Raw genomic sequence first — 25,072 nt, forward strand, 5'->3', positions numbered from 1 at the left:
CACGGAGACAGACACATGACCCGCCAGACCTTCCGCCTTGCCCCGTTCGCCGCCGCCGCCCTGTTCGCCGCCAGCGGCGGCGCGCTCGCGCAGACCGTGCTCAACGTCTCCACCTGGCTGCCGCCCGCGCACGGCGCCACCATGGCGCAGAACCAGTGGTGCGAGGCGGTGGAGAAGGAGACCAAGGGCAGCGTGAAGTGCCACCTGCTGCCCAAGGCCGTGTCCGCGCCGCCCGGCACCTTCGACGCGGTGCGCGACGGCCTGGCCGACGTGTCGTACACGGTGGACGGCTACACGCCCGGCCGCTTCATCTTCACGCAGGTGGCCGAGTTCCCCTTCCTCGGCGACACCTCCACCGCCACCAGCGTGGCCTACCAGCGCATCTACGACAAGTACTTCGCGCCGCTGGGCGAGCACCGTGGCGTGAAGACCCTGGCGGTGTTCACGCACGGCCCGGGCATCATCTTCACGGTCAAGCAGCCCGTGACCAGCGCGGCCGAGGCCGCCAAGCTCAAGTTCCGCATCGGCGGCGGCAACATCAACGAGCTGTCCAAGCTCATGGGCTGGAACACCACGCTCAAGCCCGCCACCGATTCCTTCGAGCTGCTGTCCACCGGCGTGATGGACGGCACCTTCTTCCCCGACGAGTCGCTGCAGTCCATGCGCCTGGGCATGGTGAAGTACGCCACCACCTTCCCGGGCGGGCTCTACAACACCAGCTTCGTGTTCATGATGAACCAGGCCAAGTTCGATTCGCTCAAGCCGGAAGAGAAGGCGGCGATCACCAAGGTCTCGGGCGAACACGCCGCGCGCCTGTTCGCCGCCGGCTGGGACCGCACCGACGCCGCCTCGCGCGACATCCAGAAGACCACCGGCGTGCAGCGCCAGATGGCCAACGAGGCCTTCGTCAACGACGTGAAGGCCAAGCAGGCCCAGCTGGAGGACAAGTGGGTGGCGGCGGCCGAGGCGCGCGGCCTCAAGAACGCGCGCGCGGTGCTGGCGGAGTTCCGCGCGGAGACGCAGAAGCTGAAGTGAGCCGCCAACCCCTCGCGCTGGGCTAGCTCCCCAGCGCGGGAAACAGCTTCACCAGGCCCGCGGCCATCACCTCCACCGACAGGGCCGCGAGGATCAGGCCCATCAGGCGCGTCATCACGTTGATGCCGGTCTGGCCCAGGCCGCGCGCGATGGGCTCGGCCAGCGCGAAGCAGACCGCCGTGGCCAGGGCGATGACCACGCCGTAGCCCACCAGCATGGCGTGCTGGAAGAAGGTCTTGGCCTGGTCGGCGTAGATCACCACGGTGGACATGGTGGCCGGACCGGTGAGCAGCGGAATGGTCAGTGGCACCACGGCGATGCTGGTGCGCGGGGAGTCGGCGCTGAGGTCCTGGTCGGTGGCCTTGGCCTCGGCCGGGCGCGCGTTCAGCATGGACAGCGCCGAGGTCAGCAGCAGCATGCCGCCGCCGACCTGGAAGCTGGCCAGCGAGATCGAGAAGAACTCCAGGATCTGCAGCCCCACCAGCGCGCAGGTGGCGATCACGGCGAAGGCGCTGAAGGCCGAGATCATCACCGTGCGCTGGCGCTGCTGGCGGCTGAAGCCCTGCGTGTAGTGGATGAAGAAGGGCACGATGGCCAGGGGATTGACGATGGCCAGCAGGGTGATGAGGGGTTTGAAGTCCATGGCGGCGGCGGATGAACGCGCCGCATTGTGGCCGCCTTCAGGCCGTTTGGGCAGGGTGCCTGAGCCGGAACATGCCGTAGCCTTCCATGCGCAGCACCGGCTCGTCCCGCTGGTTCACCATCTCCCAGACGGTGCGCACCAGGCCCACGTCGGGGCGCTTGCCCATCACGCGCTTCTCGGTGATGGTGTGCCTGAGCGTGAGTGTGTCGCCGGGGAACACCGGCTTGAGCCACTTCAGGCTCTCCAGGCCCGGCGAGCCCAGGCTGGAGGTCTCGTGCAGGAAGTTGGTGACCATGAGCCGCATGGCCATGGCGCAGGTGTGCCAGCCACTGGCGCACAGGGCGCCGAAGACCGAGTCCTTGGCAGCCTCGGGGTCCAGGTGGAAGGGCTGCGGGTCCCACTGGCTGGCGAAGGCCACGATCTCCTCGGCCGTGGGCGAGAGGCTGCCCAGGTCGCGCGTCTCGCCGACGCTCAGGTCTTCCCAGTACAGGCGAGGTTCTTTCTTCGGTGCGGTCATCAGCGGGCTCCGGACACGTCGATCAGGCTCATGGTGGTGTAGCTCGCGGCGTCGGACAGCAGCCAGACGATCAGGCTGGCCACCTCGTCGACCTGGCCGCCTCGCTGCATGGGCACCTGCGGCGCGAGCTCGCGCAGGCGGTCGGGCCGGCCGCCGCTGGCGTGGATGTCGGTGTCGATCAGGCCCGGGCGCACCGCGTTGACGCGGATGTTCTCGGCCGCGACCTCCTTGGCCAGGCCCAGGGTGAACGTGTCGATGGCGCCCTTGGACGCCGCGTAGTCCACGTACTCACCCGGCGAGCCCAGGCGCGCGGCCGCGCTGGACAGGTTGACGATGGCGCCGCCCGAGCCGCCGTGCCGGGGGCTCATGCGGCGCACGGCCTCGCGGGCGCAGAGCAGGCTGCCGATGACGTTGATGTCGAACATGCGCCGCCAGCGCGCCACGTCCATCTCGTCGAGGCGCGCGCGCTGGTCCACCACGCCGGCGTTGTTCACCAGGCCGCCGAGGCGGCCGAGCGTGGCGTCGACCTGCTCGAACAGGCGCAGCACCTGGGCCTCGTCCGCCACGTCGGCCTGCACGGCCATGGCGCGCCCGCCGTCGGCGCGGATGGCGCGCACCACCTCGTCGGCCGCGAGCGGATTCGCCGCATAGTTCACCGCCACGGCCCAACCCGCCTTCGCGGCCAGCCGGCAGGTGGCCGCGCCGATGCCGCGCGAGCCGCCCGTGACCAGCAATACCTTGTCGCCCATTCCCGATCTCCTGCAACAGCCATTGCGCTTGCCGTACAAGGACAGCTTCGTCCTCGAACGAGGTCCATTACAACAGCCAAACGGAGACGGCATGCGTCGCACGGTCGACTACTACTTCGCCACCATGAGCCCCTGGGCCTACCTGGGCCACGAACGCTTCGTGCGCCTGGCCAGCGCCGCCGGCGCCGAGGTGCGCGTGCGGCCCATGGACCTGGGCAAGATCTTTCCGCTCTCGGGCGGCTTGCCGCTGGGCAAGCGCGCGCCGCAGCGCCAGGCCTACCGCCTGGTGGAGCTGCGCCGCTGGAGCGAGTGGCTGAAGCTGCCGCTCAACCTGCACCCGAAGCATTTCCCGGTGTCGGGAGACGCTTCGTGCCGCTTGATCAGCGTGGTGGCCGAGCGCGACGGCACCGAGGCCGCGCTGCGGCTGACGGGCGCGGTGCTCGCGGCCGTGTGGGCGCAGGAGCGCGACATCGCCGACACCGCCACCCTGGCCGAGCTGCTGGGCGAATCTGGCCTGGACGCCGCGCGGCTCGCACAATCGCAGGCCGAGGAAGGCCAGGCCCTGGCCGACGCCCACACCCAGGCCGCCATCGACGCGGGTGTCTTCGGGGCGCCGGCCTACGTCATCGATGGCGAGGTCTACTGGGGCCAGGACCGGCTCGATTTCGTTGAACGCCGCCTGCGGGCCTGAACGACCCATTCCGCACCAACCAGGAGCACACGCATGAGCGAAACCACCACCCTCAAGGCCGCCGACGGCCACGCCTTTCCCGCCTACATCGCCCGCCCCGCCGGCCCGGCCAAGGGCGGCGTCGTGGTGCTGCAGGAAATCTTCGGCGTCAACTCGCACATCCGCTCGGTGGCCGACCGCTATGCCGCGGCGGGCTACTTCGCCGTGGCGCCCAGCACCTTCTCGCGCATCGGCAAGGGCGATCTGGAGATCGGCTACACGGAGGCCGACATGAAAGAGGGCATGGGCCTGAAGGCCGCCGTGGAGGCGCTGCCCGCGCCCGGCGTGATGCCGGACATCCAGGCCGCGATCGACCACGCCGCGCAGGCCGGCAAGGTGGGCATCGTGGGCTACTGCTGGGGCGGCCTGCTGACCTGGCGCGCGGCCTGCACGCTCAAGGGCCTGAGCGCGGCCGCGCCCTATTACGGCGGCGGCATGACCATGCCCGACGAGGCCGCGCGAAAGCCCCAGGTGCCCGTGATGGCGCACTTCGGCGACCAGGACCACTGGATCCCGCTCGACAGCGTGGAGGCCTTCAAGAAGGCCCAGCCCGGCGCCACCGTGCACGTCTACCACGCCAACCACGGCTTCAACTGCGACCAGCGCGGCTCGTACAACGAAGCGGCCGCCACGCTGGCGCGCGAGCGCACGCTGGCCTTCTTCGCTCAGCACGTGGGCTGACATGGCGCGCCCCCGCCGCGCTTCGCCCGTCCCCCCTCCAGGGGGCGGCACCCGCGGCCCGGCAGCGCCGGTTCCGCGGAGCCGCTGGCTGGGGCTTTTGCTGGCGGGTGTCGTCGGCAGCGCCGCCGCGCAGTACCGCGGTCCCCTGTTCGACGCCCACCTGCACTACAACGTCGAGGCCTGCGGGCACGCCGCCGCGGCCACGACCACGACCACGACCGAGTGCCCGCACCCCCTGCCCGACGTGCTGGACCGCCTGCAGCGCAACGGCGTGCGCGCCATCGTGGCCAATTCGCGCCCCAACGACGGCACGCGCGCGCTGGCCCAGGCGGGCGAGCAGGCGCGTGCCGCTGGCGTGGCCGTGGTGCCCTTCGTGCGGCTCTACCGTGACCGCGCCGACTACAACAACTGGTTCCGCGACCCGAGCATCTTGGACATGGTGAACACCGAGCTGGCGCGCGGCACGCCCGCCGGCCCCTACCGCGGCCTGGGCGAATTCCACCTGTACGACAGCGCCAACGCCGACGGCCCGGTGGCCAGGCAGCTCATGGCCCTGGCCGATCGGAAGGACCTGGCGATCCTGGCCCACGTGGACGACGTGGCGGTGGAAAAGCTCATGGGCCACACGCCCTCCAAGGGCCAGTCGACGCGCCTGATCTGGGCGCACACGGGCATCGGCGGATCGTCCGTGGCGCGCGTGGACGCGCTCTTCGCGCGCTTTCCGCGCTTGCACGGTGAGCTGTCCTACCGCCCCGGCCTCACCTGCGGCGAGGGCACGCTGTGCCCCGAGTGGCGCGCGCTGCTGCTCAAGTACCCCGACCGCTTCCTCATCGGCTCGGACACCTGGGTCAACCAGCGCTGGCTGCAGTACGACGGCCTGATGCAGGGCTACCGCGCCTGGCTCGGCACGCTGCCGCCCGAGGTCGCGAAAAAGATCGCCTGGGACAATGGCGCCGCGCTGTTTGGCCTCACCGAACCAAGCCCCCGATGATCCGACTGCACTTCTACCCCAGCACCGCGGCCATGGTGCCGCACATCCTGCTCGAAGAGCTTGGCGTGCCCTACGAGCGCCGGCTCATCGACCGCGAACACGGCGCGCTCGATTCGCCCGCCTACCGCGCGCTCAACCCCAATGGCCTGATCCCCGTGCTGGAGGACGGTGACCTGGTGCTCTACGAAACCGCCGCCATCGGCCTGCACCTCGCCGACACGCACCCCGAGGCGAAGCTGATGCCGGCCCTGGGCACGCGCGAGCGCGCGCAGGCCTACAAATGGCTCATGTGGCTCACCAACACCCTGCAGGCCACGCTCATCGTCTACTTCTACCCGCACCGCTGGGTGAACGAGGCGGGCGGCGCCAGCGAAGCCGAGGTGAAGGCCGTGGCCAAGCGCCGCGTCGGCGCGCTGCTCGACCTGCTCGACGCCGAACTGGCGCGCCACGGCGGCCCCTGGTTCCTGGGCGAGGCCCATTCGCTGCTGGACGCCTACGTCTTCACCCTGTGCCGCTGGACGCGGCACTTCTCGCCCGATTCGCCGGTGCGCCCCGCGCGCGAGCGGCCGCACCTGGGCCCCTACCTGCGGCGCGTGCTGGAGCGCCCGGCGCTGCGCCGCGTGATGGCCAATGAGGGCCTGGCCGAGCCCTACGTCTGAACCTCAGCGGCCCGAGGAGCGCAGGTAGCGCTTGCGCCAGAAGTAGACACTGAGCGCCACGGCCACGAAAGCCATCGAGCCCATGGCCCACCAGAAGCCCGTGCGTTCGTGAACGAAGGGGATGAACTCGAAGTTCATGCCGAAGATGCCGGCGATGAGGTTCAGCGGCAGGAATACCGCGGTGAGCGCGGTGAGCGTGCGCATGATGTCGTTGGTGCGGTTGCTCTGCGCCGAGAAGTGCATCTGCACGGCGGTCTCGGCGTTCTGCTCCAGCCGGCGCACGTGGTGCACCACGCGCTCGATGTGCTCCAGCACGTCGCGGCTGCGCACCTTGAGCAGCTCCAGCCCGCGCTGCCCGCCGATGGCGTCCAGGGGCTCCCAGTCCTCCAGCGCCTCGATCCAGTCCTGGATGGCGCTGCGCTGGTCCTCGCAGATTTCGTCGAGCTGGTGCAGCGAGATGCGCGCGTCCAGCAGCGAGTTCCAGTTGGTGAAGCGGGTCTTGGGCTGCAGCAGCTCGGACTGCCAGTGGTCGAGCTGGCGCGTGAGTTCGCGCCGCAGGTCCAGGTAGCCGTCCACCATCTGGTTGACGATGCGCAGCATCAGGTCGGCCGGGCTGGTGGGCAGGCCGGCACCGGCGGCGCGCGGCGCCACGCCGGCGCTGGCCAGCAGCCGCGCCGAGTACTGGTCGAGCACGCCGCAGCCGGCCGGGTGCACGGTCACCAGCACGCGGTCGAACACCGCGAAGCCCACGGGGCTGGTGTCGATGCGCCGCAGCACCGGCGGGCCGCTGCGCTTGACGGGTTCGGTGAGCACCGCGCCGGGCTGCGACATGTCGGTCTCGGCCTGTCCCGCGGCCAGGCGGCGGAACACCAGGATGTCGTATTGCGAGGTGTAGTCGTAGTGCGAGGGCAGCTGGTTGTTGAGCAGGTCGCTCACGTGCAGGTCCACCAGCGTGGTGCCGCACATCACCTGCAGCGCGGCCTGCACGTGGCCGTGCTCCAGCTCGAATTCGCGCCGGCCGCAGGCCACCCAGAGGAAGCCGCGCGCGGGCAGCAGCATGGGCAGCCCGGCGGTTTCGCTCACCGACCCGGGCTGCACGTGAAAGACCCGCATCGCCCGGTCCGCTTCAGCCGCGCAGCAGCCGCGCGGCGTCGCGCGCGAAGTAGGTCAGCACGCCGTCGGCGCCAGCGCGCTTGAAAGCGAGCAGGCTTTCCATCATCACGGCGTCGTGGTCCAGCCAGCCGTTCTGCGCGGCGGCCTTGAGCATGGCGTACTCGCCGCTCACCTGGTAGACGAAGGTCGGCATGGCGAACCCGTCCTTCACGCGGCGCACGATGTCCAGGTAGGGCATGCCGGGCTTGACCATCACCATGTCGGCGCCCTCGGCGATGTCCATCGCCACCTCGCGCAGGGCCTCGTCGCTGTTGCCCGGGTCCATCTGGTAGACCTTCTTGTCGGCCTTGCCCAGGTTGGCGGCCGAGCCCACGGCGTCGCGGAACGGACCGTAGAAGGCGCTGGCGTACTTCGCGCTGTAGGCCATGATGCGCGTGTGGATGCGGCCGTCGGCCTCCAGCGCCTGGCGGATGGCACCGATGCGCCCGTCCATCATGTCGCTGGGCGCCACGATGTCCACGCCCGCGGCCGCCTGCGTCAGCGCCTGGCGCACCAGGATGGCCACGGTCTCGTCGTTGATGATGTAGTTCGCCTCGTCGAGCACGCCGTCCTGGCCGTGGCTGGTGTACGGGTCCAGGGCCACGTCGGTCATCACGCCGAGTTCGGGGAAGCGCTGCTTGAGCGCGCGCACCACGCGTGGCACCAGGCCGTCGGGGTTGGTCGCCTCCTGGCCGTCGGGCGTTTTCAGCGCCGGGTCGATCACCGGGAACAGCGCCAGCGCCGGAATGCCCAGCTTCACGCAGTCCTCGGCCACGGGCAGCAGCAGGTCCAGGCTGAGGCGCTCGACGCCCGGCATGGAGGCCACGGCCTCGCGCCGGTTCGCGCCGTCGAGCACGAACACGGGGTAGATCAGGTCGGACGGGTGCAGGCGGTGCTCGCGCACCAGCTCACGCGTGAAGGTGTCGCGGCGCAGGCGGCGTGGCCGGGCGGCGGGGAAAGGGGCGGGATTCTGCATGAGGGCTATTGTGGCAAACGGCCCATGGCCCCGACGCGGGGGCGCCCGGCGTGCCGCTTTCCACGGAAAAGCGAGCTTTTCGACTACACGGGGGAGTACACCCCCTTCAACATGGTGCAAATTTCGTACATGGCCCGATGCGAGGGCTTCCAGGGCGCTCCCGGAGCCCCCGTCCCACCTTCCAGCGGATCACCGACGTGTTGAAACAAACCATGGCCACTCCGAAGAAAAACCAGCCCGAGGCGGCGGGCACTGCGGGCCAGCAGCAGGCCGACGAACCCTGGTCCCTGGCCCAGCAGTGCGGGGCCTTGCTCGGTTCCGCGGCGGGGCAGATCAGCGACGCGCTGCAGGCGCTGCAGAGCGGCGTCGACCGGCTCCAGGCGCAGGGCCGCCTCGACAAGCAGGAGCAGTGGGCGCTGAGCGTGCCGCTGGAGCGGATCAAGCGGCTGACGGTGGTGATGCAGCAGCTGCAGCGCTTCCACGCGGGGCACATCCGCCAGTCGCACGAGCGGCTCGACCTGGCCGAGCTGGCCGAGGCCTGCCTGCAGGAGCGCCGCAAGGAGTTCGCGCTGATCGGCGTGGACATGCGGCGCAAGCTCAGGCCTGTGGAGGTGCTGATCGATCCCACCGTCACCCACGCCTTTTTCAACGCCCTGGTCGACTGGGCCCTGCCGCTGGGCCGCCGCATCGACGTGCGCGTGGACGTGAACGACTGGCCGCCGCACGCGCGGCTGCAGGTGCGCGTGCATGGCGAGGAATCGCCTTCGTCCCGCACGCCCGAACTCGACAACATCGACTGGGCGCTGGTGCGCCAGATCGCCGCCTCCGTCGGCGGCATCGAACTGCAGCGGCGGGTGACGCCCGAGGGCATCACCGCCGTCGCGATGTTCCAGCGCACGGTGCAGGCCATCGACGGGATGTCGGCCATCGACATCAGCGAAGACCCGTCCTCGGCCTTCAAGACGCTGCAGAACATCTATGCCCTGGTGGTGTCGCCGTCGCTGCAGATCCGCGCCGACGTGCGCGAGGCGCTGCGCGAGATCGGCGTGAACGCCGACAGCGTGGTCGACCTCGACCAGGCCCGCGAGGTGGCGGCGCACCGCATGCCGGGCATCGTGGTCATCGATTCCACGCTCAAGGGCCCGGCCTTCGAGCAGTTCCGCCGCGGGCTGCTGCGCGAGGCCATGGACATGCCCTTCGTCGAGATTTCCTCGGACGACACGTCGTTCGACATGTCGGGCTTCGGCGAGTTCTCCATGGCCAAGGTGGGCCGGGGCAACATCCGCGAGTCCCTGGGCACGGCGGTGATGTTCGAACTCGCGAAAACGATTTAAGCGGTTGATGCGCGGCCACCAAGGGCCGCCAAAGAGAAGGGCGCCCCAACGGCGCCCTTCTCGCCTTCTGGCGGTGCCCGCCGTCAGGCCGCGGCCTTCACCTTCAGGCGCCAGGCATGCAGCAGCGGCTCGGTGTAGCCGCTGGGCTGCTCCTTGCCCTTGAACACCAGGTCGAGCGCGGCCTGGTAGGCCTTGCTGGTCTTGGCGCGACCGGCCATGGGCTGATAGAGCTTGTCGCCCGCGTTCTGCTTGTCCACCTTGGCGGCCATGCGCTCGAAGGTCTCGCGCACCTGTTTCTCGGTGACCACGCCATGGTGCAGCCAGTTGGCGATGTGCTGGCTGCTGATGCGCAGCGTGGCGCGGTCTTCCATCAGGCCCACGTCGTTGATGTCGGGCACCTTGGAGCAGCCCACGCCCTGGTCGACCCAGCGCACCACGTAGCCCAGGATGCCCTGCGCGTTGTTGTCCAGCTCCTGCTGTTTCTCGGCCGCGCTCCAGTTCGGGTTGGCGCTCACAGGCACGGTGAGCAGGCCGGTGAGCAGGGTGTCGCGCTCCTTGTCGGCGTCGATCTTTTCCAGGTCCTTCTGCACCTCGCTCACCAGCACCTGGTGGTAGTGCATGGCGTGCAGCGTGGCGCCGGTGGGGCTGGGCACCCAGGCGGTGTTGGCGCCGGCCTTGGGGTGGGCGATCTTCTGTTCCAGCATGGCCTTCATGAGGTCGGGCATGGCCCACATGCCCTTGCCGATCTGTGCCTTGCCGCGCAGGCCGCAGGCCAGGCCCACCAGCACGTTGTTGCGCTCATAGGCCTGGATCCAGGCGCTGGCCTTCATGTCGCCCTTGCGCACCATGGGGCCGGCCAGCATGGCGGTGTGCATCTCGTCGCCGGTGCGGTCGAGGAAGCCGGTGTTGATGAAGGCCACGCGGCTGGGCGCGGCGGCGATGCAGGCCTTCAGGTTGACCGAGGTGCGGCGCTCCTCGTCCATGATGCCCAGCTTGACCGTGCTGGCCGCCAGGCCCAGCAGCTGTTCGACGCGGCCGAACAGTTCGTCGGCGAAGGCCACTTCGCGCGGGCCGTGCATCTTGGGCTTGACGATGTAGACCGAGCCCTTGCGGGAGTTGCGCAGGGGGTGCTTCTTGTCCTTCTTCAGGTCGTGCACCGCGATGGCGGTGGTGATCACCGCGTCCATGATGCCCTCGGGGATCTCCTGGCCCTCGGGGCCCCACAGAATGGCGGGGTTGGTCATCAGGTGGCCCACGTTGCGCACGAAGAGCAGCGAGCGGCCGTGCAGGCGCACCGCTTTCTTGCCTTTGGGCGCCGTGTACTCGCGGTCGCCGTTGAGGCCGCGGGTCAGCGTCTGGCCGCCCTTGTCGAAGGTTTCGGTCAGCGTGCCCTTGAGGATGCCCAGCCAGTTGCGGTAGGCCAGCAGCTTGTCCTCGGCGTCCACGGCGGCCACGGAGTCTTCCAGGTCGAGGATGGTGGACAGCGCGGCCTCGACCACGAGGTCGCTCACGCCCGCCGGGTCGGTCTTGCCGATCGCGCTGTCGGGGCGGACCTGGATTTCCAGGTGCAGGCCGTTGTGCACCAGCAGGATCGCCGACGGCTTCTTGGCGTCGCCCTGGTAACCCACGAACTGCTTCGGGTCGGCCAGCTTGCTGGTGCCGCCGCCGGCCAGCGAGACCACCAGTTCACCGTCCTTCACGCGGTAGCCCGTGGAGCCCACGTGCGAGCCCTTCTTCAGCGGGCAGGTGCGGTCCAGCACGTGGCGCGCCCATTCGATGACCTTGGCGCCGCGCTTGGGGTTGTAGCGCGTGCCTTTCTCGCAGCCGCCGTCCTCGGCGATCACGTCGGTGCCGTAGAGCGCGTCGTACAGCGAGCCCCAGCGCGCGTTGGCGGCGTTGAGCGCGTAGCGCGCGTTCAGGATGGGCACCACCAGCTGGGGGCCCGCCTGCACGGCCAGCTCGTCGTCCACGTTCTTGGTGCTCGCCTTCACCTTGCCGGGGTCGGGCACGAGGTAGCCGATGGTTTCGAGGAACTTGCGGTAGGCCGCCATGTCGCGCACCGGGCCGGGGTTGGCGCTGTGCCAGGTGTCCAGCTCGGCCTGCAGGCGGTCGCGCTCGGCCAGCAGGGCGGCGTTCTTGGGCGCCAGGCCGCGCACCAGGGTGTCAAAGCCCTGCCAGAAGGCGGCGGGTTCGGTGCCGGTGCCGGGCAGCACCTCCTCGTTGATGAACTGGTACAGCGCGGTGTCGACCTGCAGGCTGTGGATCTGGGTGCGTTGGGTCATGCAAGGGCTCCGGAAGAAAAAGGCGAAAGGGTGGGTGTCAGAAGAAGTCGAGCACCGCGCGCAGGTGGGTGCCGGTCGCGGTGGGCTGGGTGTCGAGCTGTTCGAAGGGCAGGTTGGCGCGGTTCACCCAGAGGGTCTGGTAGCCGAACCAGGTGGCGCCCAGCGCGTCCCACGCGTTGCTGCTCACGAAGACGATCTGCCCGCGCGGCAGGCCGGTGGCCTGCTCGCCCAGGGCGTAAAGGGTGGGCGAGACCTTGTAGGCGCGCGCCGCGTCGGCGCTGATGACGTGGTCGAGCAGGCCATCGAGCCCGGCGCTGCGCAGGGCGATGCCCAGCATCTCGGGGTCGCCATTGGACAGGATGCCGGTGGTCACGCCCTGCGCGCGCAGGGCCTGCAGCACCTCGCGGTTCTCGGGAAAGGACGAGAGGTGGCGGTACTGGTTCATCAGGCTGGCGGCCGCCTCGGCGTAGTCGTCCCAGCGCTCGGCGGCCTGCGGCACCAGGGCCTGGATGGCGTAGCGCAGCGCGCGCTCGGTCAGTTCCCAGAAGGGCCGGTAGTGGGCCGGGTCGCCGCTCATGGTGACCAGGCGCGAGTAGTCCAGCTGGCGCTCGCGCCAGAGCACGGCCAGGCGCGCCCCCCGGCCGGGGAACAGCTGCTCCGCGCGCAGGCCCACGCTGTACACGTCGAACAGCGTGCCGTAGGCGTCGAAGAGCACGGCGCGGGGTTTGGCCATGGGAAGGCACTGTATTGCAAACATCGGCGCGCATTGAGACGCTCGCGCGCCATGGATCCATGACTTTTTTGTGTGTAATCTGCGCCTGTTTGCCCAGGAGACCCGATTGAGCCCCGATACCCCCACCACCCCGCCCCTGCCGCTCGCCGGCATCCGCGTCGCCGAGTTCTCGCACATGGTGATGGGCCCCATGTGCGGCATGGTGCTGGCCGACCTGGGCGCGGAGGTGATCAAGGTGGAGCCGCCGGCGGGCGACAACACGCGCCGCCTGCTGGGCTCGGGCGCCGGATTCTTCCCGCTGTTCAACCGCAACAAGAAGAGCCTGGTGCTGGACCTGCAGACCGAGGAGGGCCGCGAGGCCGCGCTGCGCCTGGTGGCCACGGCCGACGTGCTGGTGGAGAACTTCAAGCCCGAGACCATGCGCAAGCTGGGTCTGGACCATGAGAGCCTGAGGGCGCGCTTCCCGCGCCTGATCCACGTCAGCCACAAGGGCTTCCTGCCCGGGCCCTATGACCACCGCACCGCGCTCGACGAGGTGGTGCAGATGATGGGCGGCCTGGCCTACATGACCGGGCGCCCCGGCGACCCGCTGCGCGCGGGCAGCAGCGTCAACGACATCATGGGCGGCATGTTCGGCGCCATCGGCGTGCTGGCCGCGCTGCGCGAGCGCGAGCGCAGTGGGCGCGGCCAGGCGGTGCAGAGCGCGCTGTTCGAGAACAACATCTTCCTGGTGGCCCAGCACATGCTGCAGTACGCGGTGACGGGCGTGGCCGCCAACCCCATGCCGCAGCGCATCTCGCCCTGGGGCATCTACGACGTGTTCACCGCGGCCGGGGGCGAGCAGATTTTCCTGGCGGTGGTGAGCGACACCCAGTGGGCCATCTTCTGCAGCGCCATGGGCTGGGCCGACTGGCGGGACGACGCTCGGCTGCGGACCAACAACGACCGCGTGCGCGCGCGCGACTGGCTCATCCCCGAGCTGCGCGCGCGCGTGGCCGAGCGCCCGGCGGCCGAACTGGCCGAGCTGTTCGAGCGCCACGGCCTGCCTTTCGCGCCCATCGCCAAGCCGCACGAGCTGCTGGACGACCCGCACCTGCGGGCCACCGGCGGCCTGGCGCCCATCACCCTGCCGGACGGCGAGCGCGCCGGCCAGTCCGTGATGACCGTGCCGTTGCCTTTCACGCTGGGCGAGCAGCGGTTGCCGGTGCGCAGCCCGCCGCGCCTGGGCGCCGACAGCGCCGAGGTGCTGCGCGCTCTGGGTTACGACGCGGCAAGCGCGGAGCGCCTGTCGCGCACCACGACAAAAGGCTGAGGGCCGTGGACAAGCTCAAGCAGCTCGAAACCTTCGTCTCGGTGGCCACGCGCGGCAGCCTCACGGCGGCGGCGCGCGCCGAGTCGGTGGCGCCGGCCATCATCGGCCGCCGGCTCGACGCGCTCGAGTCGCGCCTGGGCGTGAAGCTGCTGGTGCGTACCACGCGGCGCATCTCGCTCACGCACGAAGGCAGCGCCTTCCTGGAGGACTGCCAGCGCCTCTTGACCGACCTGTCGAACGCCGAGGCGAGCGTGAGCGCGGGTGGCGTGAAGGCCAGCGGGCACCTGCGCATCACCGCGCCGGCGGGCTTCGGCCGGCGCCACGTGGCGCCGCTGGTGCCGCGCTTTCGCGACCTGCACCCGGAGGTGACGGTCTCGCTCAACCTGTCCGACCGCGTGGTGGACGTGGCCGGCGAAGGCTACGACTGCGCGGTGCGCGTGGGCGATCTGCCGGACTCGTCGCTGGTGAGCGTGCGCCTGGCCGACAACCGCCGCCTCTGCGTGGCCGCGCCGGCCTACCTGCAGCGGCGCGGCACGCCCGAGACCCCGGCCGACCTGGCGCGGCACGACTGCCTCACCCTGTCCAGCGACGCCTCGCAGACGCGCGGCTGGGCCTTCTCGCAGCCGGCCGAGGGCGGCGGGGACGGGCGCGAGATCCACTACCTGCGCCCCGGCGGCCCCATGGACTGCAGCGACGGCCAGGTGTTGCACGAGTGGTGCCTGGCGGGCCAGGGCATCGCCTGGCGCAGCACCTGGGAGGTGGAGGCCGATGTGGCGGCGGGCCGCCTGGTGCGCGTGCTCGACGACTTCGCCGCACCGCCCAACGGCATCTACGCGCTGTTCCCGCAGCGCAAGCACCTGGCGCTGCGCGTGCGGTTGTGGATCGACTACCTCAAGCACGAGTACGGGCGGGGGGAGTACTGGGCGGGGCGCTGAGCGCGGCGGCCAGCAGGGCTTCGCCGCGTCCGGCCATGCCCAGGCCTTCGCCTTCGCCCGTGCACACGCACGACCAGCCGTTGTAGGCCGTCCCGCCCTCGCGCCCGCAGGCGTTCGCGTAGGCGATCGCCAGACCGAAGCGCCGGGCCGCCTCGGGCAGGCGGGTCTGTTGCACGGCGTCGTAGCCGACCATGTTGGCCGTGGGCACCAGCGCCGCGCGCGCGCCCGCGGCGGCGAGCTGGCGCAGCGGTTCGTCGTGCTCCACGTCGAAGCAGATCAGCAGGCCCAGGCGCCAGCCGCGCCAGTCGAACCACGCGGGCGGCGCGCCGCCGGGCATGAAGCGCTGGGCGTCGCCGTCACCGAACAGGTGGATCTTGCGGTGCACCGCGAGCGGCGCGCCGGTGCCGTCGATCGCGACGGCGCTGTTGAAGGGGCGTGCGCCGCCGCTTGCCTCGGGCCAGCCGGTGACGATGCCCAGGCCATGGCGCCGCGCCAGGTCGCGCACCGCCCGCAGCAGCGGGCCGTCGGCCGGCTCGGCGAGCGCGCACAGGCGCGCGGGATCGATCAGGTAGCCGGTGAGGAACATTTCGGGCGTGATGAGCCAGTGCGCGCCCAGGGCGGCGGCTTCGCCCGCGGTGGTGTCGAGCCGCTGGAGCGCTTCGTCGCTGTCGCGGGGGTGCGGCGTCTGCCAGAGTGCCAGGCGCAGCGGTTCCATCGCCTCAGTCCCCCAGCGCCACCGGCCCGATGTCCGGCCAGGCCTCGCAAGGCCCGGGGTTGTCGGCGTGGCAGGCGCCGCCCAGGTGGCGCACCATGCCCGCCACCGCGTTCAGCGCGGTCTGCACGGCACCCTCCACCCAGGCCGGCGTGAAGGACACGTCGTCGCCGGCCAGGAAGAGGCCGCGCTCGGCCTCGGGCAGGGCTTCCTGCATGAAGTGACCAACCATGCGGTGGTTGTAGCGGTAGTGGCCCGGCAGCGCGCCTTTGAAGGCGCCCAGGAAGTAGGGGTCGGCCTCCCAGGAGACGCTGATCGGGTCGCCGATCACGTGGCTGGCGATGTCCACGTCGGGGTAGATCTGCTTCAGCGCCGACAGCGCCAGCTGCACGCGCCGGGCGGTCGGGTGCGGCAGCATCTTGAGCGCGTCGCTCATCCAGGCGTAGCTCAGGCAGATCACGCCGGGCTTGTCCGGGCCGTTGTCGAACAGGTAGGTGCCGCGCGTGAGCCGGTCGGTGAGCGTCATGCCCATCACCGGCCAGCCGTCGGCGCGCAGGTCGTTCCAGAACGGCCGGTCCACCATGACGAAGGTCTTGGACGACTGCATGTAGCGCGTGCGGTCCAGCGCCATCCAGAGCTTGTGCGAGAGCAGCGACTCCTCCACCGCGATCTGCGTGGTGAGCAGCCAGCTCTGGCAGGTGACCAGCACGGCCGGGTAGCGGCGCGTAGTGCCGAGCACGTCGGTGACGGCGATCTGTCCGTGCGGCGCGCGCGCGATGGCTGCCACGCCCGGGCGCGGCGCGCCGCCGTGCAGCTGCGCGAGCGAGGTGCCGGCCCCCCAGTGCCGCAGTTCGCGGGCCGCCGGCGCGCGCAGCCACAGGCCCTGCGGCACCTGCTGCACGCCGCCCACCACCAGGTGCTGGTCCTCGTCGCAGCCGGTGAGCACCACGCGCAGGATCTCCAGCATGGAGTTGGGGAAGTCCGAGTCCCAGCCGCCGGTGCCGAAGCCCACCTGGCCGAAGACCTCGCGGTGGTGGAAGGACAGCTGCTGGAAGGCGCTGGACTGGGCGACGAAGTCGTAGAAGGTGCGGTCGTCCCAGCGCGGCACCAGGGCGTCCCACAGGGCCTTGAGGCGCGGCACGTCGCGCTCGCGCAGGGCGTCCTGCAGGCCGGTGAAGCCGGCGCCTTCTTCCAGCGCGTCGGTCCAGGCCCGGGCCACCTCGGCGAACAGTGGCGGCAGGTCGGCCAGGCGGCGCGCGCGGTGCGTGCGGCCTTCGAGGTCGATCACCGTGCAGCCGGCGGCCGGTGTGAGCGGGTTGGGGAAGGGCGCGGTGGCCAGGCCGAGTTGGTCCACGTAGTGGAAGAAGGCCGTGCCCGAGCGCGGAAAGCGCATGCCGCCGAGTTCGGCCACCACGCCCTGGCCGCCCTCGAAGGCCTGGGAGCGCAGCCGACCGCCCAGTCGCGAGGCCTCGTACACCACGGGCTTGAGGCCCAGCTTCATCAGCTCGTGCGCAGCCGTCAGGCCGGCCATGCCGGCGCCGACGATGGCCACCTCGCTGCCCAGCCGCTCGCGCGGCAGCACGCCCAGGCCCGCGGGATGGCCCAGCCAGTCGTCGTAGGCGAAGGGGAAGTCGGGGCCGAAGACGGTGACGGGTTTCTTCGATGGCATGGTGTTCAGAACAGCGAGGCCAGCAGCCAGGCGGCCGTGCCCCACATCATGAGCGCCACCAGGCCATCCAGCACGCGCCAGATGTGCAGGGAGTTGAGCCGGCGGCCGGCCCAGAAGGCGGCCGCGCCCAGGGCGGTGAACCAGATCAGCGAACCCGTGGCTGCGCCCAGGCCGAAGACCTCGCTCGCCGGGCCGTAGGCCAGCGAGGCGGTGCCGATCAGCACGGCGGTGTCCAGCCAGGCGTGCGGGTTGAGCCAGGAAAAGGCCAGGGCCGAGAACACCGCCTGGCGGCGCGTGGTGGGCGGTGGCGCCAGCGGCTGGCCCTCCAGCGTGCGCGCCAGCGGCGAGCGAAAGCGCTGGAAGGCCTGCCAGCCGTAGACCGCCAGGAACAGCACGCCCGCGCCGATCAGCGCGCCCTGCAGCTTGTCCGACAAGCCGCCGAGCTGGGCCAGGCCCAGCACGCCCAGGGCGATGAGCGCGATGTCGGACAGGGCGCACAGGGCCACCGTCAGCCACAGGTGCTGGCGCTGCAGGCCCATGCGCAGCACGTGCGCGTTCTGCGGGCCGATGGCCATGATCAGCGACAGGCTCAGCACCATGCCGGCGGAGAAAACGGGAAAGCTCAGGGTCATGGACGTCTCGGGTGAGGGTGACAGCGGGGCGCATGGTGCCGCAAAGCCGGTTGGTGTTTAATCCAGTTGATTCGAAATCCAATCACTCAAATTCGGTTTAAGCGATGCTCGACCCCCGCCCACTGGAAGCCCTGGCCGCCGTGGTGGAGCACGGCGGCTTCGGTCCGGCCGCGCGCGCGCTCCAGCTCACGCTGGCGGCGGTGTCGCTGCGCATCAAGTCGCTGGAAGACCAGCTCGGCCAGCGGCTGCTGGTGCGCGGCAAGCGCGTGCGCGCCACGCCGGCCGGCCAGGCCCTGCTGGGCCACGTGAAGCAGGTGCGGCTGATGGAGGCCGACCTGCTGGCCGGCCTGGTGGGGGGCGAGGCGCGCGCGGGCGAGCGCTGGCAGAGCCTGTCGGTGGCGATCAACGCCGACTCGGTGTCGAGCTGGTTCCTGCCCGCCGTGGCGCCGCTGCTGGCGCGCCAGCGCCTGCTGCTGGAGGTGGTGATCGACGACCAGGACCACACCCACGACGCCCTCAAGCGCGGCGACGTGGTGGGCTGCGTGACCACCCGCGCCGACGCCATGCGCGGCTGCGTGGCCGAGCCCCTGGGCGTGATGCGCTACCACTGCGTGGCCACGCCCGCCGTGGTGCAGCGCTGCCGCACGCCGCGCGGCGCGGTCTCGCCGCACCGGCTGCTGGCCCAGCCGGCCGTCATCTTCAACCGCAAGGACGCGCTGCAGGACGCCTTCCTGGAGCAGCACATCGGCCTGCGCCAGCCGGCCTACCCGCGCCACTACGTGCCCGCGGTGGAGGCGTTCGAAACCGCCATCGAACTGGGCATGGGCTGGGGCATGGTGCCCGAGCAGCACCTGCCCAAGCACCCGGCCCTGACCGAACTGCTGCCCGGCGCCACGGTGGATGTGGCCCTGTACTGGCAGCACTGGACGCACGAACCGCCGTCAGCCCAGCGGCTCACGGCGGCGGTGAAGGCGGCCGCGCGCGAGCGCCTGGCCCCGCTGGCGGGTCCCGCGGGCCCGGCCCGGGCCGCCACCTAAAATCGCGCGATGCTCCAGATCCAACAAGACCTGCTCTCGGCCCTGCGCGACGAGCTGGACAAGCTCAGCCCCGGCGCGGGCGAGAAGGCCGCCTTCGAGTCGCCCAAGGTGGCGGCCCATGGCGATTTCGCGGTCACCGCGGCCATGCAGCTGGCCAAGCCGCTCAAGCTCAACCCGCGCGCCGTGGGCGAGCAGCTGCGCGCGGCCCTGCTGGCCCAGCCGGCGGTCCAGCGCTGGGTCGAGGCGATCGAGATCGCCGGCCCGGGCTTCATCAACATCCGCTTGAAGCCCGAGGCCAAGCAGCAGGTGGTGCGCGAGGTGCTGTCGGCGGGCGAGGGCTTCGGCCGCCAGCCGGCCAACGGCCAGCGCCTGATGGTCGAGTTCGTCTCGGCCAACCCCACTGGCCCGCTGCACGTGGGCCACGGCCGCCAGGCCGCGCTGGGCGACGCCATCTGCAACCTGTACCAGACCCAGGGCTGGGACGTGCACCGCGAGTTCTATTACAACGACGCGGGCGTGCAGATCAACACCCTGGCCACGTCCACGCAGCTGCGCGCCCAGGGCGTGAAGCCCGGCGACGCCGGCTGGCCCGAGTCGGCCTACAACGGCGACTACATCCAGGACATCGCCAACGATTTCCTGGCGAAACGGACCGTGACGGCCGACGACCGCGCCTTCACCGCCAGTGGCGACGTGCAAGACCTCGACGGCATCCGCCAGTTCGCCGTCGCCTACCTGCGCCACGAGCAGGACCTCGACCTGCAGGCCTTCGCGGTCAAGTTCGACCACTACTACCTCGAGTCCAGCCTGTACACCAGCGGGCGCGTGGAGGCCGCGGTGAACCGGCTGGTCGCCAACGGCAAGACCTACGAGCAGGACGGCGCGCTGTGGCTGCGCAGCACCGACTACGGCGACGACAAGGACCGCGTGATGCGCAAGTCCGACGGCTCGTACACCTACTTCGTGCCCGACGTGGCCTACCACATCGCCAAGTGGGAGCGCGGCTTCAGCAAGGTCATCAACATCCAGGGCACCGATCACCACGGCACCATCGCGCGCGTGCGCGCCGGGCTGCAGGCGGCCGACGTGGGCATTCCCGCCGGCTACCCCGACTACGTGCTGCACACCATGGTGCGCGTGGTGCGCGGCGGCCAGGAGGTGAAGATCAGCAAGCGCGCGGGCAGCTACGTCACGCTGCGCGACCTGATCGAATGGACCAGCAAGGACGCGGTGCGCTTCTTCCTGCTGAGCCGCAAGCCCGACACCGAATACACCTTCGACGTCGACCTGGCCGTGCAGCAGAACAACGACAACCCGGTCTACTACGTGCAGTACGCGCACGCGCGCATCTGCTCGGTGCTGGCGGGCTGGGGCGGCGACGCCGCCACGCTGTCCGGTGCCGACCTGTCGCCGCTGGACACCCCGGCCGCGCAGGCGCTGATGCGCCAGATCGCCAAGTACCCCGAGATGCTCAGCGCCGCCGCGCGCGACTTCGCGCCGCACGACGTCACCTTCTACCTGCGCGAGCTTGCCGCGAGTTACCACAGTTACTACGACGCCGAACGCATCCTGGTCGAAGATGAAGCGGTCAAGCTCGCCCGCCTGGCGCTCGTCGCCGCCACCCGGCAGGTGCTGCACAATGGCCTGGCCGTGCTGGGCGTGAGCGCGCCGCAGAAGATGTAAGAGCCACCATGAGCAAAAAATCCTCTTCCACCAAGTCGTCCCGCAGCAGCCTGGGCGGCACGCTGGTGGGCTTCATCGTCGGCCTGCTGGTCGGCCTGGCCGCGGCGCTGGCCGTGGCGGTCTACGTGACCCGCGTGCCCGTGCCCTTCGTCGACCGTGGCCTGTCGCGCAGCGCCGAGGACGACGCCAAGGAAGCCGAGCGCAACAAGGGCTGGAACCCCAACCGGTCCGTCGGCGGCATGCCCGCCCCGGCGACCCCCGCGCCCGGCAGCGAAGGTGCCATCACCGCGCCGGGCACCGCCGGCACCCTGCCGCCCGCCGGCGCCCCCGCGCCCTCGGCCGACCCGCTGGGTGACCTGGCCCGTTCGCGCACGGAGCAGCAGGCCCCGGCGGCCGCGCCGGCCAAGCCCGGTGCGGCGCCCGCCGAAGCCCCCGCGCCCGGCGCCGACCCCTACACCTATTTCGTGCAGGCCGGCGCCTTCCGCAACGCGCCCGACGCCGAGGCCCAGCGCGCGCGCCTGGCCATGCTGGGCATCGCCGCCACGGTGGACGAGCGCGAGAACGCCGGCCGCACCCTGTACCGGGTGCGCGTGGGCCCCTTTGCCCAGAAGGCCCTGGCCGACCTGACGATCGAGCAGCTGCAGGTCAACGGCGTCGAGTCGGCCCTGGTGCGCGTGCAGCGCTGACCCGCGCCGGGCGCGCGGGAACTTCCCGTGCCCGGCCAGGCCCCAAACGCTGGTTCATACCCCTTGGAGTGCCATCCCATGCTTCGTCGCGATTTCGCCCTGTCCCTGCTCGCCACCGGCGCGGCGCTGCCGGCCCTGGCCCAGCGGGTCGCCCCGAAAGAGGGCTCCGAGTACCTGCGCCTGGGCAAGCCCGTGCCCGTCGAGGCGCCGGCCGGCAAGGTGGAGGTGGTGGAGTTCTTCGCCTACTCCTGCATCCATTGCTTCAACTTCGAGCCGCTGCTGCAGGACTGGGAGAAGCGCAGGCCCGAGGGCGCGGTGCTGCGCCGCGTGCCGGTGGCCTTCAGTCCGGCCTTCGTGCCCATGCAGCGCCTCTACTACACGCTGGAGGCCATGAACCTGGTGGAGCGCCTGCACGCCGAGGTGTTCAAGGCCATCCATGTGGAGCGGCTGCCGCTGACCACGCCGGCGCCGATCACCGACTGGGTGGTCAAGCAGGGCGTGGACCGGGCGAAGTTCTCCGAGATCTTCAACCACGCCGACACGCAGAAGAAGGCCGAACGCGCGGCAGCGCTGCAGGACGCCTACGGTGTCGAGGGCACGCCAGCGCTGGGCGTCGCCGGCCGCTACTACGTTCCCGGCCAGGGGCCCAAGACGCTGACCATCGCCAACTGGCTGATCATGGAAGCGCGCAAAGCGTGATGCACCCCCGCCGCGCTTCGCGCGGCCCCTGAGGGGAGGGCCTGCGGCCCCACACTGCGGGCTCGGCGCTGTCTCTGGCGGGCACCTGGCAAGACCGGGGCATGTGGGTGTTTAGAATGCATGCAAGTTTCGTGCCCTTGACATGCCACACGCCCTTCCTCCTTTGCACCGCCTCACCCTTGGCCTGCTGACCGCCTGCGCCTTGGCGGGGGCCGCCCAGGCCGAGCAGGCCGACCGGCTCAAGCCCATGAACGCCGAGTCGGACAACCTGCGCTACGACGACGCGCGCCAGCTCAGCATCTTCACCGGCAACGTGGTCATCACCAAGGGCACCATCGTGATCCGCGGCGCCCAGGTCGAGGTGCGGCAGGACGCGCAGGGCAACCAGTTCGGCGTCGTGTTGGGCAGCCCGGGCTACTTCAAGCAAAAGCGAGAAGGCCTCAACGAGTTCATCGAAGGTGAGGCCAAGCGCATCGAGTACGACAGCAGCGCCGACAAGGTGCGCTTCATCGGCGACGCCGTGCTGCGCCGCTACCTGGGCACCCAGCTCAACGACGAGACGCGCGGTAGCGTGATCGTCTACGACAACCGCAGCGAGGTGTTCACCGTCGAGAGCAGCCCGGCCGGCGCCACGCCCGGCAATCCATCGGGCCGTGTGCGCGCCACGCTCACGCCGGTGCCGCGCGAAGGCCAGCCCGCCCCGGCGCCCGCGCCCGCCCCCACGCCGCTGCGCCCGTCGGGCGAGCTCGGCGGAGGACGCCCGTGAGCGCGAGCGAGTCGCCCTCGACCAGCTTTCCCGACACCCAGCTGCTGACCACCAGCCGGCTGGAGGCCACGGGGCTGAAGAAGTCCTACGGCAGCCGCCTGGTGGTCAAGGACGTTTCGCTCGCCGTGGACAAGGGCGAGGTGGTGGGTCTGCTGGGCCCCAACGGCGCCGGCAAGACGACCTCCTTCTACATGATCGTCGGCCTGCTGCGCGCCGACGGCGGGCAGATCCTGCTCGACAACCAGTCCATCGAGCGCCTGCCCATCCACCGCCGCGCGCGCCTGGGCCTGGGCTACCTGCCGCAGGAGGCCTCCATCTTTCGCAAGCTCAGCGTGGCGCAGAACGTGCGCGCCGTGCTGGAGCTGCAGGTGGACGCGCGCGGCCGTCCGCTGAGCGCCGCCGCCATCGACGAGCGCCTGGACACGCTGCTGCGCGACCTGCACGTGGACCACCTGCGCGATTCGCCCGCGCCGGCGCTGTCGGGCGGCGAGCGCCGCCGCGTCGAGATCGCGCGTGCGCTCGCCACCGATCCGCGCTTCATCCTGCTCGACGAACCCTTCGCCGGCATCGACCCGATCGCGGTGATCGAGATCCAGCGCATCATCGGCTTCCTCAAGTCGCGCGGCATCGGCGTGCTCATCACCGACCACAACGTGCGCGAGACCCTGGGCATCTGCGACCGCGCCTACATCATCAACGACGGCCACGTGCTGACCAGCGGCACGCCGTCGGACATCGTCGAGAACGCCGACGTGCGCCGGGTCTACCTCGGCGAGCATTTCCGGATGTGATGAAGCAGAGCCTGTCGCTACGCGTCTCGCAGCACCTGGCGCTGACGCCCCAGCTGCAGCAGTCGATCCGTCTGCTGCAGCTCTCGACGCTGGAGATGGCGCAGGAAGTCGAGCAGATGCTCGATGAGAACCCCTTCCTGGAACGCGCCGACGAAGGCCTGGAGCGCGAGGAATTCGGCCTGGCCGCGACCGATGCGCCGGTGAGCGCGGGCGAGCAGATCGCCGACGCCGCGTCCGTTGCCGGCCCGGGCGCCGACGCAGGCGAGGGACGCAACGAAGACAAGGCCAGCGCCACCGACGGCGACGCGGTGGAGGCCAGCGTGGACGGCGCCCCGCCGGTGGAGGAGAGCTGGGACGGCGACGGCACGGTGGAGATGGCGCCCGACGACAGCGAATGGGGCGGCGACGCGCCGCCGCGCGGCAGCGGCTCCGGCGACGACGAAGAGACCGCCAGCGCGGCCGACCTGGCGCGCGCGCTGGTGTCGCTGCAGGACCATCTGCATGAGCAGGCGCGCTGCCTGCGCCTGTCCGAGGCGGACGCCGCCGCGCTGCACTTCCTGATCGAATCGCTGGACGAGGACGGCTACCTTGCCGATCCGCTGCCCGAACTCGCGCTGGCGCTGCTGCGCCTTCAGGGCGAGGCCGCCCCGGAGGCCGACCTGTCCGACGCCGCCGCCACCGAACGCCTCGAGGCGGCCGAACAGCTGCTGCGCACCGCCCTGCAGCTGCTGCAGCACATGGACCCGCCCGGCGTGGGCGCGCGCGACCTGGCCGAGTGCCTGAAGCTGCAGATCCTGGAGCTGCGCAACACGCCCGAGGCGCGCGCCGCGCTGGCGATCTGCGCGCAGCCGCTGGAGCTGATCGCCAAGCGCGACGTGCGCAAGCTGGTGCAGCTGTGCCGCGCCGACGAAGACAGCGTGCGCGGTGCGCTCGCGCTCATCGCGAGGCTGGAGCCCAAGCCCGGGCGCCGCTTCGCGGACGTCGAGCGCAACATCGTCGTGCCCGACGTCATCGTCACGCGCGCCGGCCGCGGTTTCAAGGTGGTGCTCAACCCCGACGTGATGCCGCGCCTGCGCGTGCACGACGTGTACGCCAACGCCATGCGCCAGAACCGCGGTGGGCGCGATGGGGGCGAAGGTGGCCATGCCGCCATGCAGCAGCGCCTGCAGGAGGCGCGCTGGTTCATCAAGAACATCCAGCAGCGCTTCGACACCATCCTGCGCGTGTCCAGCGCCATCGTCGAGCGCCAGCGCAACTTCTTCATGCACGGCGAGCTCGCCATGCGCCCGCTGGTGCTGCGCGAGATCGCCGACGAGCTGGGCCTGCACGAATCCACCATCAGCCGCGTGACCACGGCCAAGTACATGGCCACGCCCTTTGGCACCTACGAGCTGAAGTACTTCTTCGGCTCCTCGCTGGGCACCGAGACCGGCGGCAACGCCTCCAGCACCGCGGTGCGCGCGCTGCTCAAGCAGTTCATCGCGGCCGAGGCGCCGGCCAAGCCGCTGTCGGACAATCAGCTCTCCGACCTGCTCAAGGAGCAGGGCATCGAGTGCGCGCGCCGCACCGTGGCCAAGTACCGCGAGGCCATGCGCATCGCCCCGGCCAACCTTCGAAAATCGCTTTGAATAGGGTCCCCACGTTCCACCGCTTCGCGGGTCGCGAGGC

Annotated in this window: 25 protein-coding genes; 15 read left to right on the top strand and 10 right to left on the bottom strand. The window is 70.7% G+C overall.

Annotated elements, in window-relative coordinates; genetic code table 11:
• The first annotated feature begins 15 nt into the window (after positions 1-15).
• On the top strand, positions 16-1,035 hold the full coding sequence (locus SOM08_RS01510; RefSeq protein ID WP_116958884.1) for a TRAP transporter substrate-binding protein: 1,020 nt from the start codon (positions 16-18) through the stop codon (positions 1,033-1,035).
• A gap of 22 nt (positions 1,036-1,057) precedes the next feature.
• Here SOM08_RS01510 and SOM08_RS01515 read toward each other — a convergent pair whose 3' ends face one another.
• Genes SOM08_RS01515 through SOM08_RS01525 form a run of 3 tightly spaced genes read right to left on the bottom strand, consistent with a single transcriptional unit; the run spans position 1,058 to position 2,944 of the window.
• Positions 1,058-1,678 (bottom strand): MarC family protein, encoded by a 621-nt coding sequence (locus SOM08_RS01515; protein WP_116958883.1) that lies wholly within the window; start codon positions 1,676-1,678, stop codon positions 1,058-1,060.
• Positions 1,679-1,715: 37 nt separating this feature from the next.
• Positions 1,716-2,195, bottom strand: coding sequence for a MaoC family dehydratase (locus SOM08_RS01520; RefSeq protein WP_116958882.1), 480 nt, complete (start codon positions 2,193-2,195; stop codon positions 1,716-1,718).
• Positions 2,195-2,944 carry an SDR family oxidoreductase gene (locus SOM08_RS01525; RefSeq protein ID WP_116958881.1) on the bottom strand — a complete coding sequence of 250 codons (750 nt, stop codon included), beginning with the start codon at positions 2,942-2,944 and terminating at the stop codon, positions 2,195-2,197. Before SOM08_RS01525 ends, SOM08_RS01520 begins: the two co-directional genes overlap by 1 nt.
• 91 nt (positions 2,945-3,035) lie before the next feature.
• Between SOM08_RS01525 and SOM08_RS01530 the strand changes: the two genes are divergently transcribed.
• The 4 genes from SOM08_RS01530 (at position 3,036) to SOM08_RS01545 (ending at position 6,005) form a co-directional block, all read left to right on the top strand.
• The gene (locus SOM08_RS01530; RefSeq protein WP_322469934.1) at positions 3,036-3,635 is read left to right on the top strand and encodes a 2-hydroxychromene-2-carboxylate isomerase; all 600 of its coding nucleotides are present in this window, start codon (positions 3,036-3,038) and stop codon (positions 3,633-3,635) included.
• Between the two features lie 33 nt (positions 3,636-3,668).
• Positions 3,669-4,355 (top strand): dienelactone hydrolase family protein, encoded by a 687-nt coding sequence (locus SOM08_RS01535; RefSeq protein ID WP_116958879.1) that lies wholly within the window; start codon positions 3,669-3,671, stop codon positions 4,353-4,355.
• Between the two features lie 97 nt (positions 4,356-4,452).
• Positions 4,453-5,346: an amidohydrolase family protein gene (locus SOM08_RS01540; RefSeq protein WP_322469935.1), complete on the top strand. Its 894-nt coding sequence runs from the start codon at positions 4,453-4,455 to the stop codon at positions 5,344-5,346.
• Positions 5,343-6,005, top strand: a complete 663-nt coding sequence (locus SOM08_RS01545) for a glutathione S-transferase family protein (RefSeq protein ID WP_116958877.1) — start codon at positions 5,343-5,345, stop codon at positions 6,003-6,005. Before SOM08_RS01540 ends, SOM08_RS01545 begins: the two co-directional genes overlap by 4 nt.
• A 3-nt stretch (positions 6,006-6,008) precedes the next feature.
• Here SOM08_RS01545 and SOM08_RS01550 read toward each other — a convergent pair whose 3' ends face one another.
• Positions 6,009-7,118 carry a magnesium transporter CorA family protein gene (locus SOM08_RS01550; RefSeq protein WP_116958876.1) on the bottom strand — a complete coding sequence of 370 codons (1,110 nt, stop codon included), beginning with the start codon at positions 7,116-7,118 and terminating at the stop codon, positions 6,009-6,011.
• A 13-nt stretch (positions 7,119-7,131) separates the two neighbouring features.
• The gene (hemB, locus tag SOM08_RS01555) at positions 7,132-8,133 is read right to left on the bottom strand and encodes a porphobilinogen synthase (RefSeq protein WP_116958875.1); all 1,002 of its coding nucleotides are present in this window, start codon (positions 8,131-8,133) and stop codon (positions 7,132-7,134) included.
• Between the two features lie 212 nt (positions 8,134-8,345).
• Here hemB and SOM08_RS01560 point away from each other — a divergent pair, with 212 nt between their 5' ends.
• Positions 8,346-9,467, top strand: a complete 1,122-nt coding sequence (locus SOM08_RS01560; RefSeq protein ID WP_116958874.1) for a hypothetical protein — start codon at positions 8,346-8,348, stop codon at positions 9,465-9,467.
• An 83-nt stretch (positions 9,468-9,550) separates the two neighbouring features.
• Here the strand turns inward: SOM08_RS01560 and SOM08_RS01565 are convergent, their stop codons facing one another.
• Positions 9,551-11,749: a malate synthase G gene (locus tag SOM08_RS01565; RefSeq protein WP_322469936.1), complete on the bottom strand. Its 2,199-nt coding sequence runs from the start codon at positions 11,747-11,749 to the stop codon at positions 9,551-9,553.
• A 37-nt stretch (positions 11,750-11,786) separates the two neighbouring features.
• On the bottom strand, positions 11,787-12,482 hold the full coding sequence (locus tag SOM08_RS01570) for a haloacid dehalogenase type II (protein WP_070400276.1): 696 nt from the start codon (positions 12,480-12,482) through the stop codon (positions 11,787-11,789).
• Between the two features lie 106 nt (positions 12,483-12,588).
• On the opposite strand from SOM08_RS01570, the gene SOM08_RS01575 reads away from it, so the two are divergent.
• Complete coding sequence (locus SOM08_RS01575; RefSeq protein WP_116958871.1) at positions 12,589-13,794, top strand: CaiB/BaiF CoA transferase family protein; 1,206 nt, start codon at positions 12,589-12,591, stop codon at positions 13,792-13,794.
• A 5-nt stretch (positions 13,795-13,799) separates the two neighbouring features.
• Positions 13,800-14,729: a LysR family transcriptional regulator gene (locus tag SOM08_RS01580; RefSeq protein WP_116958870.1), complete on the top strand. Its 930-nt coding sequence runs from the start codon at positions 13,800-13,802 to the stop codon at positions 14,727-14,729.
• On the opposite strand, the gene SOM08_RS01585 is transcribed toward SOM08_RS01580, so the two are convergent.
• Genes SOM08_RS01585 through SOM08_RS01595 form a run of 3 tightly spaced genes read right to left on the bottom strand, consistent with a single transcriptional unit; the run spans position 14,686 to position 17,742 of the window.
• Positions 14,686-15,444, bottom strand: a complete 759-nt coding sequence (locus SOM08_RS01585) for a nitrilase-related carbon-nitrogen hydrolase (RefSeq protein ID WP_322469937.1) — start codon at positions 15,442-15,444, stop codon at positions 14,686-14,688. The genes SOM08_RS01580 and SOM08_RS01585 overlap by 44 nt on opposite strands.
• A gap of 4 nt (positions 15,445-15,448) precedes the next feature.
• Entirely contained in the window at positions 15,449-17,110 is a 1,662-nt protein-coding gene (locus tag SOM08_RS01590) for an NAD(P)/FAD-dependent oxidoreductase (protein WP_322469938.1), read from the bottom strand.
• Between the two features lie 5 nt (positions 17,111-17,115).
• Complete coding sequence (locus tag SOM08_RS01595) at positions 17,116-17,742, bottom strand: LysE/ArgO family amino acid transporter (protein WP_116958867.1); 627 nt, start codon at positions 17,740-17,742, stop codon at positions 17,116-17,118.
• Positions 17,743-17,846: 104 nt separating this feature from the next.
• Between SOM08_RS01595 and SOM08_RS01600 the strand changes: the two genes are divergently transcribed.
• From SOM08_RS01600 to SOM08_RS01630, 7 genes are all read left to right on the top strand, one after another.
• Positions 17,847-18,779 (top strand): HTH-type transcriptional regulator ArgP, encoded by a 933-nt coding sequence (locus SOM08_RS01600; RefSeq protein WP_070400281.1) that lies wholly within the window; start codon positions 17,847-17,849, stop codon positions 18,777-18,779.
• Positions 18,780-18,788: 9 nt separating this feature from the next.
• A complete protein-coding gene (gene argS, locus SOM08_RS01605) occupies positions 18,789-20,462 on the top strand; it encodes an arginine--tRNA ligase (protein ID WP_322469939.1) in 1,674 nt (557 codons plus the stop codon).
• Between the two features lie 8 nt (positions 20,463-20,470).
• Positions 20,471-21,148 carry an SPOR domain-containing protein gene (locus SOM08_RS01610; protein WP_116958865.1) on the top strand — a complete coding sequence of 226 codons (678 nt, stop codon included), beginning with the start codon at positions 20,471-20,473 and terminating at the stop codon, positions 21,146-21,148.
• Between the two features lie 78 nt (positions 21,149-21,226).
• Entirely contained in the window at positions 21,227-21,847 is a 621-nt protein-coding gene (locus SOM08_RS01615; protein ID WP_322469940.1) for a thiol:disulfide interchange protein DsbA/DsbL, read from the top strand.
• 142 nt (positions 21,848-21,989) lie between these two features.
• Positions 21,990-22,613, top strand: coding sequence for a lipopolysaccharide transport periplasmic protein LptA (gene lptA, locus SOM08_RS01620; protein ID WP_116958863.1), 624 nt, complete (start codon positions 21,990-21,992; stop codon positions 22,611-22,613).
• Complete coding sequence (gene lptB / locus SOM08_RS01625) at positions 22,610-23,404, top strand: LPS export ABC transporter ATP-binding protein (protein WP_181936470.1); 795 nt, start codon at positions 22,610-22,612, stop codon at positions 23,402-23,404. The genes lptA and lptB overlap by 4 nt, the downstream gene beginning before the upstream one ends.
• Positions 23,404-25,032, top strand: a complete 1,629-nt coding sequence (locus SOM08_RS01630; RefSeq protein WP_116958862.1) for an RNA polymerase factor sigma-54 — start codon at positions 23,404-23,406, stop codon at positions 25,030-25,032. The genes lptB and SOM08_RS01630 overlap by 1 nt, the downstream gene beginning before the upstream one ends.
• The last annotated feature ends 40 nt before the right edge of the window (positions 25,033-25,072 follow it).

Source organism: Hydrogenophaga sp. SNF1, assembly GCF_034421675.1.
Classification (GTDB): domain Bacteria; phylum Pseudomonadota; class Gammaproteobacteria; order Burkholderiales; family Burkholderiaceae_C; genus Hydrogenophaga; species Hydrogenophaga borbori.

Bases quoted from the DNA above. Each gene is read 5' to 3' on its own strand.
- SOM08_RS01520 (WP_116958882.1), bottom strand. From the start codon at position 2,195: ATGACCGCACCGAAGAAAGAACCTCGCCTGTACTGGGAAGACCTGAGC.
- SOM08_RS01560 (WP_116958874.1), top strand. From the start codon at position 8,346: ATGGCCACTCCGAAGAAAAACCAGCCCGAGGCGGCGGGCACTGCGGGC.
- SOM08_RS01610 (WP_116958865.1), top strand. From the start codon at position 20,471: ATGAGCAAAAAATCCTCTTCCACCAAGTCGTCCCGCAGCAGCCTGGGC.
- SOM08_RS01570 (WP_070400276.1), bottom strand. From the start codon at position 12,482: ATGGCCAAACCCCGCGCCGTGCTCTTCGACGCCTACGGCACGCTGTTC.
- SOM08_RS01535 (WP_116958879.1), top strand. From the start codon at position 3,669: ATGAGCGAAACCACCACCCTCAAGGCCGCCGACGGCCACGCCTTTCCC.
- argS (WP_322469939.1), top strand. From the start codon at position 18,789: ATGCTCCAGATCCAACAAGACCTGCTCTCGGCCCTGCGCGACGAGCTG.
- lptA (WP_116958863.1), top strand. From the start codon at position 21,990: ATGCCACACGCCCTTCCTCCTTTGCACCGCCTCACCCTTGGCCTGCTG.
- hemB (WP_116958875.1), bottom strand. From the start codon at position 8,133: ATGCAGAATCCCGCCCCTTTCCCCGCCGCCCGGCCACGCCGCCTGCGC.
- SOM08_RS01550 (WP_116958876.1), bottom strand. From the start codon at position 7,118: ATGCGGGTCTTTCACGTGCAGCCCGGGTCGGTGAGCGAAACCGCCGGG.
- SOM08_RS01600 (WP_070400281.1), top strand. From the start codon at position 17,847: ATGCTCGACCCCCGCCCACTGGAAGCCCTGGCCGCCGTGGTGGAGCAC.
- SOM08_RS01590 (WP_322469938.1), bottom strand. From the start codon at position 17,110: ATGCCATCGAAGAAACCCGTCACCGTCTTCGGCCCCGACTTCCCCTTC.
- SOM08_RS01530 (WP_322469934.1), top strand. From the start codon at position 3,036: ATGCGTCGCACGGTCGACTACTACTTCGCCACCATGAGCCCCTGGGCC.
- SOM08_RS01515 (WP_116958883.1), bottom strand. From the start codon at position 1,678: ATGGACTTCAAACCCCTCATCACCCTGCTGGCCATCGTCAATCCCCTG.
- SOM08_RS01565 (WP_322469936.1), bottom strand. From the start codon at position 11,749: ATGACCCAACGCACCCAGATCCACAGCCTGCAGGTCGACACCGCGCTG.
- SOM08_RS01525 (WP_116958881.1), bottom strand. From the start codon at position 2,944: ATGGGCGACAAGGTATTGCTGGTCACGGGCGGCTCGCGCGGCATCGGC.
- SOM08_RS01545 (WP_116958877.1), top strand. From the start codon at position 5,343: ATGATCCGACTGCACTTCTACCCCAGCACCGCGGCCATGGTGCCGCAC.
- SOM08_RS01630 (WP_116958862.1), top strand. From the start codon at position 23,404: ATGAAGCAGAGCCTGTCGCTACGCGTCTCGCAGCACCTGGCGCTGACG.
- SOM08_RS01595 (WP_116958867.1), bottom strand. From the start codon at position 17,742: ATGACCCTGAGCTTTCCCGTTTTCTCCGCCGGCATGGTGCTGAGCCTG.
- SOM08_RS01510 (WP_116958884.1), top strand. From the start codon at position 16: ATGACCCGCCAGACCTTCCGCCTTGCCCCGTTCGCCGCCGCCGCCCTG.
- SOM08_RS01615 (WP_322469940.1), top strand. From the start codon at position 21,227: ATGCTTCGTCGCGATTTCGCCCTGTCCCTGCTCGCCACCGGCGCGGCG.
- SOM08_RS01585 (WP_322469937.1), bottom strand. From the start codon at position 15,444: ATGGAACCGCTGCGCCTGGCACTCTGGCAGACGCCGCACCCCCGCGAC.